This is a genomic window from Paraflavitalea sp. CAU 1676, assembly GCF_029223285.1.
Taxonomy (GTDB): domain Bacteria; phylum Bacteroidota; class Bacteroidia; order Chitinophagales; family Chitinophagaceae; genus Paraflavitalea.
In genome coordinates this window covers 311,326-331,600 of the sequence record NZ_JARHUJ010000004.1, presented here as the reverse complement: position 1 = coordinate 331,600, position 20,275 = coordinate 311,326, and the positions used below count along the sequence as shown (strand labels likewise).

The 20,275-nt window shown below is 45.1% G+C and carries 15 protein-coding genes; 9 read left to right on the top strand and 6 right to left on the bottom strand.

Annotation, left to right across the window (positions count from 1 at the left end; all coding sequences use genetic code 11):
- Positions 1-223 precede the first annotated feature (223 nt).
- Positions 224-2,968 carry an ABC transporter permease gene (locus tag P2H89_RS14290; protein WP_275827892.1) on the bottom strand — a complete coding sequence of 915 codons (2,745 nt, stop codon included), beginning with the start codon at positions 2,966-2,968 and terminating at the stop codon, positions 224-226.
- Between the two features lie 15 nt (positions 2,969-2,983).
- Here P2H89_RS14290 and P2H89_RS14285 point away from each other — a divergent pair, with 15 nt between their 5' ends.
- Both P2H89_RS14285 and P2H89_RS14280 read left to right on the top strand, forming a co-directional pair.
- Positions 2,984-3,346 (top strand): hypothetical protein, encoded by a 363-nt coding sequence (locus P2H89_RS14285; RefSeq protein WP_275827890.1) that lies wholly within the window; start codon positions 2,984-2,986, stop codon positions 3,344-3,346.
- 39 nt (positions 3,347-3,385) lie between these two features.
- A complete protein-coding gene (locus tag P2H89_RS14280) occupies positions 3,386-3,793 on the top strand; it encodes a nuclear transport factor 2 family protein (protein ID WP_275827888.1) in 408 nt (135 codons plus the stop codon).
- A 111-nt stretch (positions 3,794-3,904) separates the two neighbouring features.
- On the opposite strand, the gene P2H89_RS14275 is transcribed toward P2H89_RS14280, so the two are convergent.
- From P2H89_RS14275 to P2H89_RS14265, 3 genes are all read right to left on the bottom strand, one after another.
- Complete coding sequence (locus P2H89_RS14275) at positions 3,905-6,418, bottom strand: glycoside hydrolase family 95 protein (RefSeq protein WP_275827886.1); 2,514 nt, start codon at positions 6,416-6,418, stop codon at positions 3,905-3,907.
- 129 nt (positions 6,419-6,547) lie between these two features.
- Positions 6,548-7,837 (bottom strand): DUF4861 domain-containing protein, encoded by a 1,290-nt coding sequence (locus P2H89_RS14270; protein ID WP_275827884.1) that lies wholly within the window; start codon positions 7,835-7,837, stop codon positions 6,548-6,550.
- Positions 7,838-7,897: 60 nt separating this feature from the next.
- Positions 7,898-9,295, bottom strand: coding sequence for a sugar porter family MFS transporter (locus P2H89_RS14265; RefSeq protein ID WP_275827882.1), 1,398 nt, complete (start codon positions 9,293-9,295; stop codon positions 7,898-7,900).
- A gap of 543 nt (positions 9,296-9,838) precedes the next feature.
- Here P2H89_RS14265 and P2H89_RS14260 point away from each other — a divergent pair.
- From P2H89_RS14260 to P2H89_RS14245, 4 genes are all read left to right on the top strand, one after another.
- Positions 9,839-10,534 carry a sigma-70 family RNA polymerase sigma factor gene (locus P2H89_RS14260; RefSeq protein WP_275827880.1) on the top strand — a complete coding sequence of 232 codons (696 nt, stop codon included), beginning with the start codon at positions 9,839-9,841 and terminating at the stop codon, positions 10,532-10,534.
- Between the two features lie 48 nt (positions 10,535-10,582).
- The gene (locus P2H89_RS14255; RefSeq protein WP_275827878.1) at positions 10,583-11,797 is read left to right on the top strand and encodes a FecR family protein; all 1,215 of its coding nucleotides are present in this window, start codon (positions 10,583-10,585) and stop codon (positions 11,795-11,797) included.
- Positions 11,798-12,059: 262 nt separating this feature from the next.
- Positions 12,060-15,536, top strand: coding sequence for a SusC/RagA family TonB-linked outer membrane protein (locus P2H89_RS14250; protein ID WP_275827876.1), 3,477 nt, complete (start codon positions 12,060-12,062; stop codon positions 15,534-15,536).
- A gap of 5 nt (positions 15,537-15,541) precedes the next feature.
- Positions 15,542-16,933 carry a RagB/SusD family nutrient uptake outer membrane protein gene (locus tag P2H89_RS14245; RefSeq protein ID WP_275827874.1) on the top strand — a complete coding sequence of 464 codons (1,392 nt, stop codon included), beginning with the start codon at positions 15,542-15,544 and terminating at the stop codon, positions 16,931-16,933.
- A gap of 301 nt (positions 16,934-17,234) precedes the next feature.
- Here P2H89_RS14245 and P2H89_RS14240 read toward each other — a convergent pair whose 3' ends face one another.
- Positions 17,235-17,519: a DUF6520 family protein gene (locus P2H89_RS14240; protein ID WP_275827872.1), complete on the bottom strand. Its 285-nt coding sequence runs from the start codon at positions 17,517-17,519 to the stop codon at positions 17,235-17,237.
- A 99-nt stretch (positions 17,520-17,618) separates the two neighbouring features.
- Positions 17,619-18,047 carry a MauE/DoxX family redox-associated membrane protein gene (locus P2H89_RS14235; protein ID WP_275827870.1) on the bottom strand — a complete coding sequence of 143 codons (429 nt, stop codon included), beginning with the start codon at positions 18,045-18,047 and terminating at the stop codon, positions 17,619-17,621.
- Positions 18,048-18,730: 683 nt separating this feature from the next.
- Here P2H89_RS14235 and P2H89_RS14230 point away from each other — a divergent pair.
- Genes P2H89_RS14230 through P2H89_RS14220 form a run of 3 tightly spaced genes read left to right on the top strand, consistent with a single transcriptional unit; the run spans position 18,731 to position 20,250 of the window.
- Positions 18,731-19,330 (top strand): SET domain-containing protein-lysine N-methyltransferase, encoded by a 600-nt coding sequence (locus P2H89_RS14230; protein WP_275827868.1) that lies wholly within the window; start codon positions 18,731-18,733, stop codon positions 19,328-19,330.
- 8 nt (positions 19,331-19,338) lie between these two features.
- The gene (locus P2H89_RS14225) at positions 19,339-19,569 is read left to right on the top strand and encodes a hypothetical protein (RefSeq protein ID WP_275827866.1); all 231 of its coding nucleotides are present in this window, start codon (positions 19,339-19,341) and stop codon (positions 19,567-19,569) included.
- Between the two features lie 24 nt (positions 19,570-19,593).
- Positions 19,594-20,250 carry a YdcF family protein gene (locus P2H89_RS14220; protein ID WP_275827864.1) on the top strand — a complete coding sequence of 219 codons (657 nt, stop codon included), beginning with the start codon at positions 19,594-19,596 and terminating at the stop codon, positions 20,248-20,250.
- Positions 20,251-20,275 lie beyond the last annotated feature (25 nt).

The following is a 20,275-nucleotide window of genomic DNA, read 5'->3' as shown; positions in this document are numbered from 1 at the left end:
ATCTTAGGGTCATCCTAGGGTTTTCCTAGGGTTATCTCAGGGTCAAGGCTGGGTTATTTTCCTGGCAATACCCTACAATGCCCCTAAGATAACCCTGGGATAGAAGGTCCTCCGGAGATCAATTAATAAAGAGAACTCCGGCCTGCCAGCCTAAAAAAGAAAAGGGCCGACCTTAGCGGCCGGCCCGTTGCCAGATACATTCATTGCTTATTTATTGGCTGATCTATTCATTCCGAAGAGCCTTCACCGGACTAGCCGTGGCAGCTTTCAACGCCTGGTAAGTCACGGTACAAACGGCGATGAGCACGGAAATCAGGCCCGTCATGCCGAATACCCACCATCCTACCTCTATACGGTAGGCAAAATTGCCGAGCCAATTATGCATCATCCACCAGGCGATGGGCGATGCCACCAGGAAGGCTATAAAAACGAGTTTAAGGAAACCCGTAGAGAGCAAGGCCACCAATGCAGACACCGAAGCACCCAACACTTTCCGTACGCCTATTTCCCGAATGCGGCTTTCCGCCATATAAGTAGCGAGGGCAAATAACCCGAGACAGGATATCAGGATAGTTAACCCCGCAAATACTGTTGCCAGTTCCCCCGTATTACGTTCACCCCTGAATTTTTCAGTGTGCTCACGGGAAGCCATGCGCATCTCAAATGGGTATTCCGGGTTATACTTTCTAAATATTTTCTCCACGCTTTCGATCGTGTTCTTGTTTTCATCGGCCAACCTGAAACTTATTGCACCAAACCAATCTTTATTGGGTCCCTGGAGTACGATCGGAGAAATGGGCTGCGCGGGGGATCCGGGAATAAAATCCCGCACCACTCCCACCACATGCCAGGTAAACTGTTCGTCTTTAATGATCGCGCCGACCGGTTGTTTCAAGCCCATTCGTTTCACGGCCAGTTCTGTCAATAACATACCGGTAGAATCGGTGGGGTATTGTTTCAGGTCGAGATCTCGTCCAGCCACTACCTTTAGGTTCATGGTATGTGTGAAATCCTGATCGGCCAGGAATTGAATGAAATTGACATGTTGATCAGCTCCTTTACCTTCCCAGCTATAGCGATCAGTATTGCTCCAGATATCGGTTATGGGAGAATTCGTTCTCGTTACCGACTTCGCCAGCCCTTTAGTCAATAACTCATGCTTGATGAGTTCATAGTTTTTGGACATATCGCCTTTCACGTATACAAAGGCTAGTTTATCGAGATCAATCCCGATATCTCTCTTCTGTATGTGCAGGATCTGCCGGTAGATGATCGTTGTACAGATGATGAATATAATAGCAAAAGTAAACTGGACCACCACCAGCACTTTGCGGGGTGTTACCATTGCATGCGCCAGCCGGAATGTACCCTTCAATACTTTTACAGGCCTGAAAGCCGAAAGATAGAAAGCAGGATAGCTTCCGGCAAGCACGCCCGTAACGACAACAAACCCAAGGGCTGCTAACCAGAACCCTATATTCGAAAAAGGAATAACGAATTGCTGCCCGGTCAGCGTATTGAACCAGGGCAGGGCCAATTGTGCAATCATCAGGCCAGCCACACCAGCAATTAAAGCAATAACTGTCGATTCGCTGATGAACTGGAAAACAAGTGATATCCTCGCTGCCCCGGCCACTTTGCGGATACCTACTTCCTTCGCCCGTTTTTCACTGCGGGCTGTACTCATATTCATGTAATTGATACAAGCTATCAACAAGATAAAAGCTGCGATAATGCCCATCAAACGTACGATCTCGATTCCCCCGCCGACGATCTTACCATTATCGAACCGACTCCACAACTGCCATTTCCTCATGGGATGCAAAAACACTTCGGTTTTTACTTTGGGATCGTGCTGTTTGATCACATTGGCCAGCATTTTATTAGCAGCAGATTCTGTAACGCCCGGCTTCAGCAACACGCAGGTGGTAATGGAACTGCTGCCCCATTCGCTGTTCTCCCACTTAAGATCTTTCATGTAACTCCATGGCACCAGATAATCAAAGTCGATGCTGCTGTTGCCTGGGGGATTCTTCACCACGGCGGTGACGGTAAAGTTGACGTTGCTGTCAATCTTTATCACTTTACCGACGGCAGGCTCGTCTCCAAAGAGTCTGGCAGCAGTTTCTTCTGTGAGTACAATTGAGTGTTTGTTCTGCAGGGCTGTTTGACGGTCTCCCGCAAGGAGTGGAAAATCAAATACATTAAGAAAACCGGGATCGGTAAGGAATCCCATGGTTTGCAATTGCTTGTCGCCATATTTCAATACAAACGCCCCCACCCAGTTCATCCTCACCGCTTCCTCAACCTGTGGCCAGCCATCTTTGAGGGCAGGACCAACAGGGTGTGGGGTTGAGCCCCAAACAGCTGTTTGACCCGACTGTGTTTCGCGGCTGTACACCTGATAAATCCGTTCGCGTTTTGTATGAAAATTGTCAAAGGTGAAGATGTTCAGTATCCAAAAAAGCAAAAGCATGGCCCCTGCCATGCCCACAGCGAGTCCAATAATATTGATGGCAGAAAAAGCCCTGTTTCGTAAAAGCGTACGACAAGAGGATTTAACGTAATTGTTGATGGCTCCGCTGCTGGTGGCAAGCGTTGCGAACAGTTTCCTGGTACGGGAGGTCTTCTTCTTCCAGGTAATCCGGTGAGCGATAGGGATAGCCGGTGGCCGGGATACGTGCTGATTGGCAGGCTGTTGTTGTGGATTTAAGGCCACTGGCCTATTTCCATTGGAAATGCCCGATTCGATGGCATCCAACTTTTGCTTCAGGCGGTCAAAGGCCTGTACAGAATCCTCCGCATCCTCCACTTTCCGTTGTTGCCAGTAATTGAGCAACATATCCATCGTGAACGTGAGTTCCGGATCCTCCTGGAGCATCCGGTTGAGTTCTTCCACTTCATGGACGGTGGCTTCGCCGGCCAGTTGTCGGCAGATCAGCGTCCAGATACGATCTTGTTCCTGCATGGCTATACAATGGCTTTGATCGACGTTGAAAAAGGTTCCTGTTCTTGTACCAGCTTTATGCCAGAATATGAACATTTGATTATCAAACGACTACTTTTGGATCAATTGCGATCCACTGTTCGATTTCGCACAATCCGTCCGGATATACCGAACAAATCGCCGGATGAACCAACGTTTCCAGGCTCTTTTTCTCCATCAGCAATTGTATTAGACGTAGGGTTACCAGAAAAGGTTACAAAAAGACATGAGGGTGCAGAAATAAAGAAATATGACTTTGTATGGATGACCTTGAAATCTTCGTATCTTTTCTTTCCCGCATTTTTTTCCGGCCCTAGTCCGCATCCCTGCTTCATTGTTATTTCCCCTTATCAGCTATGATGTTTTCCACGCATTTTTTCACCACCTAAAATTGCATTTATGGAAACACTGGTTCGTTATGGTAAAACCGTTAACAAGATGTATGACGCGTTCAACCGGGGAGATATTCCCTATATTATTTCCTGTTTGCACAACGATGTTATTTGGGAAGTGATGGGTGAGCCCGATATTCCGCATGCTGGCATTTATCATGGGCCGCAGGATGTAAAATCGTTCTTCACCAGCATGAATAATGAAGTGGAATACACTGAATTCGTATGCGAACATATTCTCGAGAACGAGCACCTGGTTGTATCCACCGGTTATTGTAAGGGTAAGGTTAAAGCTACCGGCAAACTTTTTTCCTCCATCTGGGCAATGACCTCCGAATTCAATGATGAAGGAAAACTGGTTCATTTCCGCGATTGCTATGATACGATGGCGATGGGCCGTGCGTTCAGAAAATAGCTTTTTTGACAGGGAAATATAGCCATTCTCCGCAAAGGCGGGCGCTCACAACAGGTCTTATAAAAGGCTTCAGTGCAACTCTACAAAGTGCTTGCACTGAAGCCTTGTGGTTTATGGTAGCAGTTCGTATGTTTTACCCGCTACGGTTGGAAAGTCATAAAGGATTGTCTGCGGCAAACTTCTGCCAGTTGGAGAAGCAGTTCCCACCTTAGGAGCAATGACCGGTGCAGCCACGGCCGGCACATTGAAGAGCGGATTGGGGTTTTCACCGGCGGCGGGTTGCAAAGTAGTATTCTTGCTGTGTAAAGGAATAGCTGCTCGTATACGGCAATTGCCACCCAGCGTACTTTTGATCAAAAGCCTGGTGATCTTATTATCTTGCCAGCTCAATTCCACAATTTCAAACCCACCTCTTGTCCGCAACCCTTTGATGGACCCTTTGGGCCATACATCGGGTAATGCAGGCAACAAGTGAATAAATCCGTCGTGACTCTGCATCAGCATTTCAGTGATGCCAGATGTACAGCCGAAATTTCCATCGATCTGAAATGGTGGGTGTGCATCGAAAAGGTTGTTGTAGGTGCCACCGCCCTCTTTGAATGTGCCTACCGGACTCAGCTGATTCTGGATAAGTTGATAAGCATGATTACCGTCGAGTAGCCTCGCCCACCAGTTCACCTTCCAACCCATACTCCAACCAGTGGAAATATCCCCCCGTTGTATAAGAGTCGTATGTGCGGCATCGAATAGTTCAGGTGTGCGCCAGGCAGAGATCTGCTGCGATGGGAACAAGCCATATAAATGCGATATATGCCGGTGATGGTCGTTGGGATTATCAAGATCATCGATCCACTCCTGCAATTGCCCATGCTTTCCTACCTGCATGGGTGGTAATTTCTGGCGAACCGTTTTGAATGTATCCACTAATGCAGCGTCACGTTTTAATGTTTCAGCAGCCTGTATAGCTGCCGATAACATGTCGAAGACTATCTGGTTATCCATGGTACAGCCCGCATCGAAAGAAACGCCCGGCCTTGTAGATGGAGCGTTTTCGGGCGAGGTTCCGGGATTTATGACGAGGTATTTCCGCTTAGGATCTTCTACAAGATAATCGACGAAAAAGAGAGCGGCCTCCCTCAGCGCCGGGTACACAGTAGCAAGATAGTTCGTGTCGCCATTGTACAAATACTTCTCCCAGCTATGCAAGCTCAACCACGCACCTCCCATGCTCCAGATACCCCAAAAGATATTGTCCACAGGACCGGTTATACGCCACAGGTCGGTATTGTGATGCGCCATCCATCCACGGGCGCCATACATGGTGCGCGCTGTTTCCCGACCGGTTGCTGACAGTTCCTGTACCATCCTGATGAGCGGCTCGTGCAGTTCAGAAAGGTTGTCTTTTTCTGCAGGCCAGTAATTCATCTCGGTGTTTATGTTGATGGTATACTTGCTGTCCCAGGGCGGACTCATTTTATCGTTCCAAATACCCTGCAGGTTAGCTGGCTGACCGCCTGGCTGTGAGGAAGCAATGAGCAGGTACCGCCCATATTGAAAATACAGGGCCGCCAGCTGGGGGTCGTTCCCCGCTGCAAATTGCTTAAGGCGTACATCGGTCGGGAACGTTGTTGCACTGGAAGTACCAAGATCAATACTAACCCGGTCGAAGTATTTTCTGTAGGCACGTATGTGGGCTTCCCTGATCTGAGCAAATGATTGATTGAGTCCCTTTTTCAGATAATCGGTTGCGCGTTTTTGTGCATCAGCGCTCAGGTCGTTATAATTGACAAAGTTAGTAGCGATAGAAATGTACAACGTTGCTGTTCCAGCTTTCGAAATGGCAATTGCAGAATCGGTTACCGGACTGACTTCCCCATCGGTAACAACTTTCACGATCCCATGAAACTGCACTTTTCCAGGCACTCCATCATGGGCACCTGTCGTGCCTGCAAAGGTAAGCTCCTGGGCGTTGGCGTGGTTGCGGACATTTTTTTGAGGCGTGGAATACGATGCCGTAAATGATAACCCTCCCTGCTTGCTGGCGGTTAACCGTACCACCATTAGCTGGGCCGGAATCGAAACAAATACTGAGCGGGTGTATTGAACACTTCCAATTTTATATGTTGTGGTAGCCACAGCATTTTCGATGTCAAGCTCCCTCCGGTAATTGGAATAGGATCGATGGCCGGGAAAGTCGAGCAACAGGCTTCCTACCGGCTGGTACATTTGACCATGTGACTTTTTGCTTTCGACAGTTTTGTGAGCCAGGTCCTGAGCTTCTTTTTGCCTGCCTTCGAAGATCAGTTTACGGATTTCGGGAAGCGCCTTCAAGGCATCTGGATTGTCGTTGCGATTGGGGCTGCCTGTCCAAACCGTGCTTTCGTTTAACTGTAAGATGTCTTGCTCAACATTACCATACACCATGGCGGCTAGCCGGCCATTGCCAACTGGAAGGGCATTCTCCCAAACGTTGCCAGCAGGAGTAGTGTACCATAGTTTGTTGGCGGAGGGAAGTGTACTTGTTGCGATGGTCGTTTTCTTTTGTTCCTTGTTGCCATTTTGCTGCCTGGCGTGTGCCGATAAGAGTGATAACACCATTACGGCACTTACAAATGTTCTCTTCATTTTGTAGTGTGCGTGTGCTTTTATGTGATCAATGCAAACAGGTCCATCCGGGTAGCAAGGCAGCTTTGCTGTGCCGGATGGAGTCTGCTTATTAAGTTTAGGTGCTGGTGAAGAACGCTGGGTTCTTCATTATTTCCAGGAAACTTTTACCGGGGTGCTTCTCAGCGTTTCCCTGGTCAGAAACTCCCTGAATGTTACATCACTGGCAAATTGCGGATCACTGGGTTGCCAACCAGCATAGAAGCGGAAGGTAACCGGTTCCTGACCTGCTTTGAAAGCCACTCCATAGGTATTTTGTACATCTGTATTGGCGTTGGGCGAAGTGATAAAACTGTCGAATATCTTTTTATCGACCAGCAGGGCCATGCCAAGATTGTCTTTGTTCTCGCTTTGGGCATCGTAAGTGTATAACACCTGATATCCGGCGGTATCGAATTGCTTCGATTCCTTGCTGTGAATATTCACGATTCCGGATACAAGTTTGCCACCGGTTGGTGCATTGGAGACAACTACTTTACTTTCATAAAAGTATTGTCCGCCCCAGATACTGATCTCTTCAGTTAATGTTATTGGTTTAGTACTATCCAATGCTTTCCAGGAGGGGTATTGGAGACGGAATCTTGCTCTTACGGGGCCATCGGCTAATTTCTGGTAAATGATGGGGCCCATGCTGGTGCCGCCGAGGCGTACGAGGGTGTCCTTGCCGGCCGCATCTTTCGTGAGGAGGGCTAGCGCCCCTGCTCCCAGCGACTTACCTACTTTAAGAATGTCCATTCCCCAATCAGCCTTTGCATGATAATTACTGGTGGTGTCAACCCCTACTTCATCGAGCACCATACGGCTGGTTGTTTTCCCCCAGATATCTTTTCCGTTACGTACATCGAAATAAAGACGGAAGCCTACTTTATCGTTTTCCCAGGCGGGGCCTTCAGTAAGGAAAGGCGGTAAAGGTTCTTTACTAAAATCGGTAGCAGGCTGACCTGCAGGAACGGAGTCTTTCGCGAGGTCATCGCCAAAGGTATTGTCGGCGCTTTTCCTTCTTTGCCGTACATGAGCCAGGACCGCTGCCTTGATCGTTGCCGGGTTTTCCGACACGGAAACATCCAATATCTTTTGCTCGCCGGCTTTTAAAGAGAGCAGGAAAGCAGCCTCGTCCCAAATGCCATCACCGTCGAGATCATCATATTGGACAACCAGCGGACGACCTTCATTTTGCAGGATCACATATTTTCCATTGGTGAGGCTGTCAACTTTCGACTCGAGTTCTGAACGCTTCAATACGATCAATTCGGCGGGACGGTCAATTGCTGAATTTTCAATCAAAAGCTGGTTGGCTCTCTTTTCATTGCAGGAGAGAAAGGCAAAGGAACCTATTGCAATAGCAAAGGCCGACCTTTTCAGGGAATTACAATTCATCATAACTATTTGTGACTTGGTGTTGATAGCGCAATATAAAGGCATTGTGGTAGAAATGGAAGATCAGGATTTCACCAATTTCTTTTCGAGGTCTTCCAGTGAGATGCCTTTTGTTTCGGGCACTTTTGTTATAACCCAGATGAGTTGTAACACCATCATGAAAGCAAAGAAGGCAAAGATTGGCCAGGGGTTTCTGAAAATTCCATCTTTTTCATCGAGGAATACGGGGGTTACCAGGGTGATGATGGCTGCAAACACCCAGTGTACGCTAGCGCCAAATGCTTGTCCGGTAGCTCTCACTTTATTGGGAGAAATTTCGGCAATGAATACCCATATCACGGCTCCTTGTCCAATTGCATGAGCGGCTATAAATAGCATCAGGAAGGCCAATAGCATGCCGGCGCCTGCATTTGCATAAAAGCACCAGGCGACCATTGCAAGACTGAAAATGTATCCGATTGACCCAATGACGAGTAGTGTTTTTCGGCCAAGGCGATCGATCAGGTAAAGGCCTACAAATGTGAACAGGAGGTTGGTACCTCCAATAGCAATGGAGTTGAGCAAGGATTCTTTAGATGCCAGCCCGGCCCTTTCCAGAATTTCGGGAGCATAATACAGGATAAAATTAATCCCGGACCATTGGTTGAAAAAGGCGACCATAAAGGCAAGCCAGAAAATAGTGCGGTATTTTCTGGCTGTGAATCCGGAAGGCCCTCCGGCCGATTCGTTTTGCAGGCTGGAATTGATGGATGCTATTTCCTGATCGGGATTAGTTACGCCTAATTTAGTCAGAACAGATTTGGCGCCAGCCGCATCTCGTTTTACTGAGATGAGCCAACGGGGACTTTCAGGAATGGTCACTACCAGGATGGTGTAAATGATCGAAGGCAGGGCCATTATGCCAAGCATCCATCGCCAATCATTGGCGCCTCCGATCCCTTCAAAAAAATAATTGGAAAGGAAAGCGATGAGTATCCCGAATACAATATTAAACTGATACATAGCCACCAGCCGTCCCCGGGTAGCCGGGGTGGATATTTCTGAAATATAGGTGGGTGCGGCAACCGATGACACGCCGATACCCAGTCCGCCAATAAAACGGAAAAAGGAGAACGTGTAGGGATCTTGCGCGAGGGCCGAGCCGAGGGCCGAGACGCTGAAGAGAATACCGATCCACAATAAAACCTTCTTCCGGCCATACCGTTGGGTGGGGATGCCACCTAGCATTGCGCCGACGACGGTGCCCCATAGAGCCATCGACATTATGAAAAACCCATGGAACCAGGGAGTGGTATGCCAGAGCTCTTTAATAGGAAGGTTGGCGCCTGAAATAACGACGGTGTCGAATCCAAAAATAAACCCGGCGAGGGCTGCAATCAGGGAAATACCGAGAAGATTACGGGTAGCAGGCTTTTCGTTAGCGTGCGCCCCCTGGGCTGGCACTTGGTGGGGAACTTGCATATTGATTGGTAATGATGGTTGAACAAGGTCCTGGACACACGATTTCTGGCAAACAGGTAGGTAAGTTCGGCATATCTTTTCAATTAATAGCATTTCGCTAATGCAAACTGCCGGCCGGAGAGGGTCGTTAGATCGGTAGCCAGTGGGGCCAAAGACTTGATTCAAATCAAATAACAATTCGGCTATATACCTCCACTTCCCGGGTTGCGGCTATACCTCTACCCGATGGGGTGTACGCAACGGGTTAAAATGTGACTTTTGTATAACATTATCCCTGTTGGCGTTTAGCATTTATTTTGTAATGTTGCATTTGCGATGGACCATATAATAAGGCATATGTGGTCCTGTTGCAGTCCGGCAGTTTCCCAGCTTCATTAGCTCCTCTCCCCTTATCAAATGAACTGTTTTGCCGGGATTTGATTTTTGTGATCATTTCTTCCCTGAACAGACGAGCCTTATCTTTTTACTACGGTGCCGGAATGGCAGTCGGGTATGTCATTTTATTTATTTACAGATTAAACGAGCTATTAACCGCTGAACGCGATGACCCCGAAATTTCAGGATAATACCTATTGGATGCTCTCCTTTCGGGAGGGGAAGCATGATGCATTCCGGAAGGTGTTTAATGAACACCACCGGTCGCTTTATTATCTGGCAACCAAAATGGGGCTGGAAAGGGAAGAGGCGGAAGATATCGTTTCGGATTCATTTACTAAGTTATGGCATGGACGAAGTTCGTTCAGCAACGAAGAACATATCAAAGGTTTTTTGGTAACGACGACCCGCAATGCCTGTTTGAACCTTGTATCCCAGAAGAAAAGACGGCACCTATCACACAACGAGCTATCGTATATATTGGCCGATCATGAGGAAGATTTTTTCCGGAAGATGGTGGAATCGGAACTGTTGAGGAAGCTATATCCGCATATTGAGCAATTGCCGAAAAAGTGCAAGGCTGTCTTCAAGCAGATCTATCTGGAAGGGGCGAGCACGGAGGAAGCTGCGGAACGGCTGGGCATCTCGACCAGGAATGTGCTGAACCAGAAAGCACGCGCTATTCAATTGCTAAAAGGGAAATTACTACTGCTCCTATTAATTTGTTCTTTTCTACATATATACAATGTTGTAACTGCTGAAAATACCAGCAACAAAAGCCTGCATCAGGCCTTTTTTAAAAAATCTGAAAAATCTTTTTGTCAAAAAGCCCATACTCGTTGTTTATATGGTTGTACACGCTGATAAACCTGGCGGGTATAGGCTCAAAACTCAATTACCACCTTATTACTTATGGAAAAAGTCGACAAAATAGTAGCCCTGATATTGAAGTATCGGGGGAAGACTTTGACCGAAGAGGAAAGTAACGAGTTAGAGCTTTGGTTGTCAGAAGCTGACGAGAATCGCTCTTTGTTTAATGAACTGGTCAACGATGAGTCGCTCGCTGTTCGCTTAAAGATATTTGATGAGGTGAATAGTGAGGCCATCTGGGCCAAATCGATGGACCAGGTAGCTTCGACCGGAGCAGTTGTTCCTTTGCGGTCCGGCAATAATTCCTGGTGGAAATATGCGGCTGCCGCTGCGGTGATCTTAGGAGTATCGATAGTTGGTTGGCAGTATTTAAAGCCGGGTAAAGCGGATTCGGTAACCTCAAAACAGGGTGCCAGTAAGGATAATTTTGGCATAGTGCCCGGGAGTTCAAAAGCGAGTTTAACCCTGATCGATGGAAGTACAGTAGCATTGGACAAGTCCACTGGTCAGGATAAAATACAACAAGAAAAAGTACTTGTTACAAGATCCAACGGACAAATAGTTTATACCGGGGGCAGTGAACACCCGGCCGTCGGATCAAAAGTTCTTTTCAATACACTTACCACTCAAAAAGGTGGTAATTACCGGGTTATACTTCCTGATGGAAGTGTGGTCCATTTAAATGCGGCTTCATCATTGCGTTTTCCTATAGCCTTCGCCGGTAATGAAAGAAATGTTTCATTAACCGGTGAGGCTTTTTTTGAAGTTGCCCCAATGCCTCGCAAACCTTTCAAAGTAAAGATTGAAACACCGGCTGGTGATGGGGGTACGGTTGAAGTTTTAGGAACGCGTTTTAATATTAATGCCTACAGCGATGTTTCGCTTGTTAGAACAACATTGTTGCATGGTTCAGTAAAGCTGGTTACGCCTTCAGCTGTTCAAAAGGTTTTGAAACCGAACCAAGAGGCGATTGTCAACAAACGGGGCCAGATAGTGGAAGTTCGTGAAGTGGATGGCGAGAAAGCAGTTGCCTGGCAGAAAGATAAGATTGAACTAAGTGGAAACATAGAGGAAGTGTTACAGGATATTGCCCGTTGGTATGATCTTACAGTTGAGTTTAAGGGAAAAATCCCCAATTTGTCACTAACTGGTCAAATTGAAAGAACCCTATCCATAGACGAAGTAGAAGGTGTGTTGCGCAAGCAAGGATTGGTCTTTGAATTAAGGAAGAAAGAAAGGATAATCGTATTGATATAATTATAAATCAGCAAGTTAACCGAAAGGTCACATAAAATATTTGGAATAAGCAGATTCCCCATTAATCATTAAGCCATCCTGTGCTGCATGTACAAAACATGCAGCAATCTTTTTCTACTGCGAACCTAGAGCTTATATTTGCTCAAAGGTTCGCAGTTTTTAATTTTTATATCCCTGTTGAAAGACCGAAACCTGATGTAGCGGGGATGTGAATGGTTGCCGAAACAGCGGAGATTGAGAAACCAAAACAACAGGGTGTTCAGTGAATAGGACCAGTATTTTATTATTAACCATTTCTTGCCTGCTCTTGAGCGTCTGCGGATCGGCTCAACAAACAACGCTTTCCAGGCAACAACTCATTACACTGTCATTCGAGGACACTCCCCTTCCGGCAATTTTTAAAGCCATCCAGAAGCAAACAACCTACAGCTTTGTATTCAACAATGCCTGGGGCGTGCAGGACAAACGAGCAAGTATTTCTGTCAATAAGGCTCCACTTGATAAGGTACTGCTCATACTTTTCAACAATCAGCCATATAGTTATGAAATGATCGGCTCCTCGGTGGTGTTAACTCCGGGTGTGGCACGTCGATTAATAACTCCAGATGACAAGTCGACGCTGATGGAAGTGCGGGGATGGGTAACGGACAAGAAGGGAGAGCCGATTGTGGATGCCAATGTGATCGCGTATAGTGGCAAACAGCAGACTACTTCCGACCTAAATGGCCAATTCAAGTTAATGATGGATGCTTTCGATAGTGTTATCGTCAGCAGCGTGAGTTACCATACTGAAATTGTAAAAGTGCACGGAAAGAAGGAAGTGTACCTTACGATGACGGCAGTTGTGAAGGAATTGTCGGAAGTAGTGGTTTCGACTGGTTTCCAGAAACAATCCATCGAAAAGCTGACAGGGTCATTTTCGAAGGTTGACAATAACTTGTTGAACTATAAAGTAAGTACGAATATTCTCGATCGATTGGACGGGGTGACGAGCGGGGTTTCGTTCAATCCAGGTGTATTACCGGGCAATGCACTGAATAAGGCAACTATCAGTATTCGGGGCCGAAGCACTATTTATGCCCCCCCTGAACCTTTAATCATCCTTGACAATTTTCCATATCCCGGGGATCCATCAAATATTAATCCCAACGATATTGAAAGTATTACTGTTCTAAAAGATGCGTCAGCAGCCTCCATATGGGGAGCCTTTGCAGCCAATGGTGTTATAGTTATCACTACAAAAACGGGCAAATACAAACAAGCAGTCAAGTTGTCTGTCAATGCCAATGTTACTGTTGGCGCCAAACCAGACTTGTTCTATGAACCCTTGATGAGTTCAAGCGATTACATCGATTTAGAAAGGATGCTTTTTGACAGTGGCTATTATGCAGATTTCGAAAATAATGTAACACATCCAGCCCTTTCACCAGCAGTAGAGATCATGATCCAGGAAAGAGATGGATTGATCTCCTCCACGAAGGCGACTTCTTTATTAGAAGCCTTGCGAAATCAGGACGTGCGAAACGACCTAAAGAAATATTTATATCGCAATAGCCTCAACCAACAATATTCCATCAGCGCAAGCGGGGGCGGAGAACAAAACCAATATTATTTCTCAGCGGGGTATGACAGAAACTTGAATAGTTTAGTGGGAAATCGGTATAATCGTATTACACTGAATGCAAACAATACCTACGCTTGGTGGAAAAAGAAATTAGAGCTAACCACTGGAATCATATTTGCCGCAAGTGACACACGGTTTACAAATCAAAATACTGCCTTTAGTATCCCATATACACAATTAAAAGACGCATCAGGAAATCCTAATGCAGTGTACTTAAATTTACGAAAATCGTACTTGGATACCGCAGGTGGTGGCAAATTACTAGATTGGAACTATAAGCCTTTAGATGAGTTGCAACAAAGTGATAATAAAACTAACAGTACAGATTACCGAATTAATGTTGGACTAAAAGGCACAATAACCAAAGGTCTCACATTAAATCTATTATATCAATATCATCGAGGTTATATTGAGCAACAATACCTTTATAGCCAAGAAACATATAATGTCCGTGATCTGATTAATCAATACACTCAAATTTCTGGGAACACTGTCATTAATCCAGTTCCTTTCGGCGCCCTATTGGACAGAGTTAATACTTCCTATCAGGCGCATAATATCCGAGCTCAAGCAGACTATAGCAAAAATTGGAATAATACACACACCCTCACAGTCTTCGGAGGTGCGGAAGTCAGAAGCCTCACAAACCAGGAAATCACATCTCGGCAATACGGATACAATACAGAACGCCAAACCAGCATACCGGTAGACTATGCAACGTCTTTCCCTCAATTCCAAAATCCTTCATTCTACCAACTAATACCTTATCATGATAAAAACAGGAGAATAATTGACCGATACATTTCCTATTTTACAAATGCAGCCTACACATTTAATCAAAGATATACTCTATCCGTAAGTGCCCGGAAAGACGAATCCAACATTTTTGGTGTAAAGACCAATCAAAAAGGAGTTCCACTTTGGAGCACAGGATTTAGCTGGGAAGTAAACAAGGAGTCATTTTACAAATGGGAGAATTGGCTTCCTTACTTTCGTCTTCGATTAACCCATGGCTATAATGGAAATGTTGACAGAAGTGTATCAGCTTTCACCACAGTACTGATTCAAGGACTCAATAGTTTCAATGCACCTAGCGGAAGCATCTTAAATCCGCCAAACCCAGCCCTTCGCTGGGAAAAGGTTCAAATGACCAATGTGGGGCTTGACTTTGCCATTTCCAAGGAAAAAATAACTGGTAGCTTAGAATACTATTGGAGAAAATCGGAAGATCTCATCGGCAATAGTCCGCTTGATCCAACGACAGGGGTATCCCAGTTTCGAGGCAATACAGCCAACATGAAAGGTCAGGGATTTGACGTCTCTATCAATTTCCAGAACATAAACCACAAGCAATTAAGGTGGAATTCTTCTTTACTTCTGAGTCGAACAATTGATGAGATCACCAAATATCTTGTTCAGATGTCTTCAGTAGGCAGTTATCTAAATTCAGACTTCCTGAATCCTTTGGTAGGTCGCCCTGTTTATTCAATTTATAGCCTTCAATGGGGTGGACTTGATCATAATACAGGAGACCCGCAGGGCATATTGGATGGCGAACCCTCAAGAGATTATAGAACTATAGTCAACTCAACAAATTTTTCCAATCTGGTTTATAACGGTCCTGCCAATCCGACATTGTTTGGTGGTTTTAGAAATACAATTGAATGGGGTGGCTTATCCTTTTCATTTAATTTAACATGGAAGGCAGGATACTATTTCAGACGTACCTCAATTGACTATGACAAACTCTATAATTTAAATTTTCAAGGACATAGCGATTACCATCAAAGATGGCAAAAGCCGGGAGATGAAGATTTTACCGATGTTCCTTCACTTAAGTATGGTGGAAATAGTTCACGTAACGTATTCTACAAGAATGCCAGTATATTGGTCGAAAAAGGCGACCATATTAGGTTACAGGATATGCGCTTAAGTTATAGTTTAAGCCTCCAACAGCTTAATCGCCTACCAATCCAAAGCTGGCAGTTTTATATTTACGCAAATAACCTTGGCATAATATGGAAGGCAAATAAGAAGGGAATTGATCCGGACTATGGTACTTTAATGCCTGCACCGCTTACGATATCGGGCGGTATCAAAATTGATTTCAAATAACTAACATGGATAGGTTAATCTCAATCTTAAAGATTCAATGTTGGATATTACTAATTATATGCGTAGGATGTAACAAGGATGCGTTTCTGGAATCTAACCCTAAAAGCGAACTTGTAATTCCTTCCACCCTGGATGACTGCCAGGCATTGCTCGACAACGAGAATGTAATGAGCGAAACTCCTTCACTAGGGGAAATATCTGCTGATAATTATTATCTGCCTTATAATTTTTGGCGGGGTCTAAATATTAGGGAGAAAAATGCGCATATTTGGCAACAAAATACTTTTGAAGGGCTTGTAGGAAACATACCAGATTGGAATTCACCCTATAAACAGGTATTTACGGCTAACGTAATACTAAGCGCACTTTCCAAAATACCTTTAACTTCCAGCAATTCACAAAAATGGAATGCTATTAAAGGTGCTGCTTTATTCGCCCGGGGCCACGCCTTTTACCAAATTTCGCAACTATTTTCACCAGAATATACGAGTTCCAACGTCGGTAAAAATCAAGGTATCCCGATCAAATTGAGTCCGGATGTAGATGACCCGACTGTCCGTTCTACCCTTCAAGAAACCTATAATAAGATCCTTTCAGATTTAAGTGATGCAAGTTTATTATTGCCAAGTGATGTGCCACCAATGAATAGGAACAGGTCATCCAGGCCCGCAGCCTTGGCGTTATTGTCAAGGGTTTCTCTTTTTATGAATAGATATCAGGATGCAAAAAAATATGCGGATACTTGTTTATCGCTGTATAGCACCTTAATCAATTACGATACAATTAAAACCGCTGGGAACAACCCTTTCAACAGTCTGAATGCTGAAACTATTTACCAAAGCAGGTTTATCACAACCAATGTATTGCGTGCCATTACAGTGAGTAACTGCATCGTAGACAGTTCGCTATATTACTCTTACGAGCCAAACGACCTACGCAAAGACGTATTATTCCGAAAACACCCAACAACAAATGCTGTAAATCCCAAGGCCAGTTATAACGGCACGAATCAATTATTTACAGGTATTGCTACAGATGAAGTATACCTGATCCGCGCGGAATGCCAGGCTCGTCTAGGCAATACACAAGAGGCAATGAGCGATTTGAACAATTTACTTAATAAAAGATGGAAAGCTGGAGAGTTTGTATCTAAAACTGCCGAAAGTCCTAGTGCCGCATTGGACACAATCTTAAAAGAGCGTAGAAAGGAGTTGCCCTTTCGCGGACTTCGCTGGTCTGACATTCGGCGATTAAATAAAAATGGCGACGAAAAAATAGTACTAAAACGCTTTATTAACGGCGTATCATTTAAGCTAGAGCCGGGAGATCCTCGATTTACCTTATTAATTCCACCTGACGTTATCGGATTTACCGGCATCCAACAAAACCCACGGTAGTAGGCAAATAAAAAGGTCCCGTCTTCGACGGGACCGCACTAATCAAATACCATTAACCATTAAACCTTATCCTATGAAAACATGAATGTAGCACTTTTTTCGAAATGCGGAAAATTTCCATTCCCACAGTTCCGACGGCAAGGGAGTTAAGTTTCGCTTATATTATTGATTAACAAAATTTTATTTACCTACCGGATGCTGCGACAATAAATGTTCATATTGAATATTGAGCAACAAATTGAATAAGGGACGCTAAACATTAAAATTAATTCACTCTTATTCTTTTTGACATTTTTGACGTTTATTTAGTTGGTCTGCCCGCCATATCAATCCAAATTCCCAAACGGCAAGCGGCATACACATTAGGTTGCTGGCCAGGATTTGGTCTATAATATGTGCAAGTTATTGACTCCTCAAAGTCGCAATCGTAATCGACTCCAAATGCGCCCAAGGGCTCATAGACATTTCCATTCTTATGATACTGCTGCGTGTCTTCACATTGTAAACAATCTGGCCTGGTTGCAAATGCGCTGGTAATTGCGGCAACTGCAGCGATCACCATGAGCGAAACATTGCTCTTCTTCATAATGGTTATTTATTAAATAGTTTTTGTAACGCCTACTCTTTTATTGTGCAAGGTTTTCGGCTTCCCCTCAAAGAACTTTGATAAGCAGTCGTTGATCTCTTAGATCGTAACGGTTAACTTGTCCTTTCTCTTGAGGAAAATACCAGCCAGTGCTACCCCTACGAAGAATAGGTTGAACACTAAGTGCTGTTCCCAACTGAGATTTTCGATTACACCGCCACAGGAACACGGTACCCGCCCAAATACTTTGAGCAATACCAATGCGGTATATAGTGTAAATAGGAGCATCAAAATGAAGGAAGCTATGAAGCCTATCACTTGTGTCCGATCGAACATTAGAAAAATGGAAATGATGATCTCGATAGCCGGTAATGTCCACACGATGACAGGCGTGAGCCAATCGGGGAAAGGCTGGTTATTCATTTGACCGACGAACTTGGTAAAATCAAGCCACTTGCTTACGCCGGTATATACAAATAGCAAGATTAATAACGAAGATAGAATCTCAATAACGACCTTTCGTTTCATATTGATTAAAGGATAGATAACATTGCCTGCCCCATAGACGGCCCGCCCAGGAAATCAGATGACTCAAACAGCAAAAATCATTGTGTGATTTAAGGAATCGTCAGAACGATAAGGTAAATGGTGAGATTTGAACGATAGGAAATTTGGAATGCCTTGAAACAAATGTAATTAAAAAGGCTTCAGATTAACTGAGGGTTCGCGATTACCGGTCAGCTTTCACAATCATTTAAACAATAAATGACTTGAATCAAGGACAAACGAATGTTAGCGCTTTGGGGATACGACAAAATGCAGTTGTGTGGGGAAGAATGGGAGTAGGGGCTATCAAAAAATGATAGGAACCAGACGATGAGCCTGGGGGAATCTAAAAAATCAAAGGGAGTTTAATGGGAGATTTTGAAAGTTCGCCTATGGGAAGAGGACTTGGTCCGTGGCTTCGATTGATGATTAAAGCTAATCTAAAGAAATTTGTAAAACAAATATTTATATGCAACCGGCTTGCATACAACTTCAGAGGACTGGAATATCTGCTGTTTTTTCGCATCGCATCGCTACTGGCATACTCTTTTTAATTGTATGTACCACAATCATCCTTTGCGATTTATGATGGATGATATGGTTGTAACACTGAAGAATAATTATCTTCGCCGCCTTATTAAAGATCACACATAAGCGAATACTGAATGGCACTACTCGAAAAGCAATTGACCGTAAAGAAATCCACGATTCCCGGTGCAGGCAAGGGACTATTCACCCAGAAAGCTATCCCCAAAGGAACCCGTATCATTGAATACAGAGGAAAATCCTCCACCTGGAAGGATGTTGAGCACAACGAGGGAAACAATGGTTACATCTATTATGTAAGCCGGAACTTCGTTTTGGACGCACAACACGACAAAACCTCCCTGGCACGCTACGCCAATGATGCCCGCGGGATTGGCCGTGTTAAAGGCATTACCAACAACAGCGAATATGTTACTGAAGGCAACCGGGTCTTCATCGAAGCCCTTAAAGATATTCCTGCCCGCAGCGAGATTCTGGTGAGCTATGGTCCCGAATACTGGCAGGTGATCAGGCATAACCTGAAAGTTGATGCGATTAATGAAAGGGAGCGCCTGAAGAAAGCTCAAAACGGTAAGAAGGTATCTGCCAAGGGTGCAGCAACTAAGAAAGCCGGTATGCCCAAAGGAACGGCCACCAAAAAGGCAGTTGAGTCCAAAAGCGCTCCAGCCAAGAAGAAGGCAACCCGGACTGCCAGGAAATCCAAAGCCCTGGCCGCTTAACGTTAATTATGGAAGATTATATCATCAATGTCAAGAACATTGAAGAAATGCAGATGATCAATGATGTGAAGGGGTTGGACAGTATCTTTCAGCGCGCAAAGGTTATTCTTGTCGGCGGCGGGACCGTTGCGGTAGTACGTCACCAACGCGACGGCCAGGTTGACAGGATCGAAGAGTTCACGAATCTCGACGACCTGGCTACCTACCTGAAAAGGGTTTATAAGTATATTAACAGGTAGTCTTCACGACGGCCTGCCCATTCAATGATGAATATGGTAAAGGAAGAGATCATAACACTGGCCCAAACTTTATGGGATTACCACCATATGCTTCATCAGCCTGTCAAGGCTGATTGCATTTTGGTTTTGGGAAGCCACGATAAACGGGTGGCCGTCCGTGGTGCTGAACTGTACCTGCAGGGGCTTGCTCCCCTACTGATCATGTCGGGCGGATTGGGTAACCTTACTAAGGAAATCTGGACAGAATCCGAGGCCGATCAGTTTGCCGCCATCGCCGTAAACATGGGTGTTCCTTCGGATGCGATCCTGGTAGAAAACGAATCGACCAATACCGGCGAGAACATCCTTTTCACCCAAGAGTTATTAAAATCTAAAGGGCTGGATCCGCAATCCTTTATAGTTGTGCAAAAACCCTATATGGAAAGGCGGAGTTATGCCACTTTTAAGAGGCACTGGCCCGATAAGGACCTATTGGTTACTTCTCCCCAGATTTCCTTTGCAGATTACCCGAGCGATGAAATCCCCCTGGAACGAGTGATCAATGTAATGGTCGGCGACCTCCAGCGGATAAAGATCTACCCTGCCAAGGGATTTCAGATCCCCCAGGATATCCCCGATAACGTTTGGCAGGCCTATGTGCGCCTGGTAGCGTTGGGTTACGATAAACATCTTGCCAAATAATACCGACGATCAATAGTATGGTTTC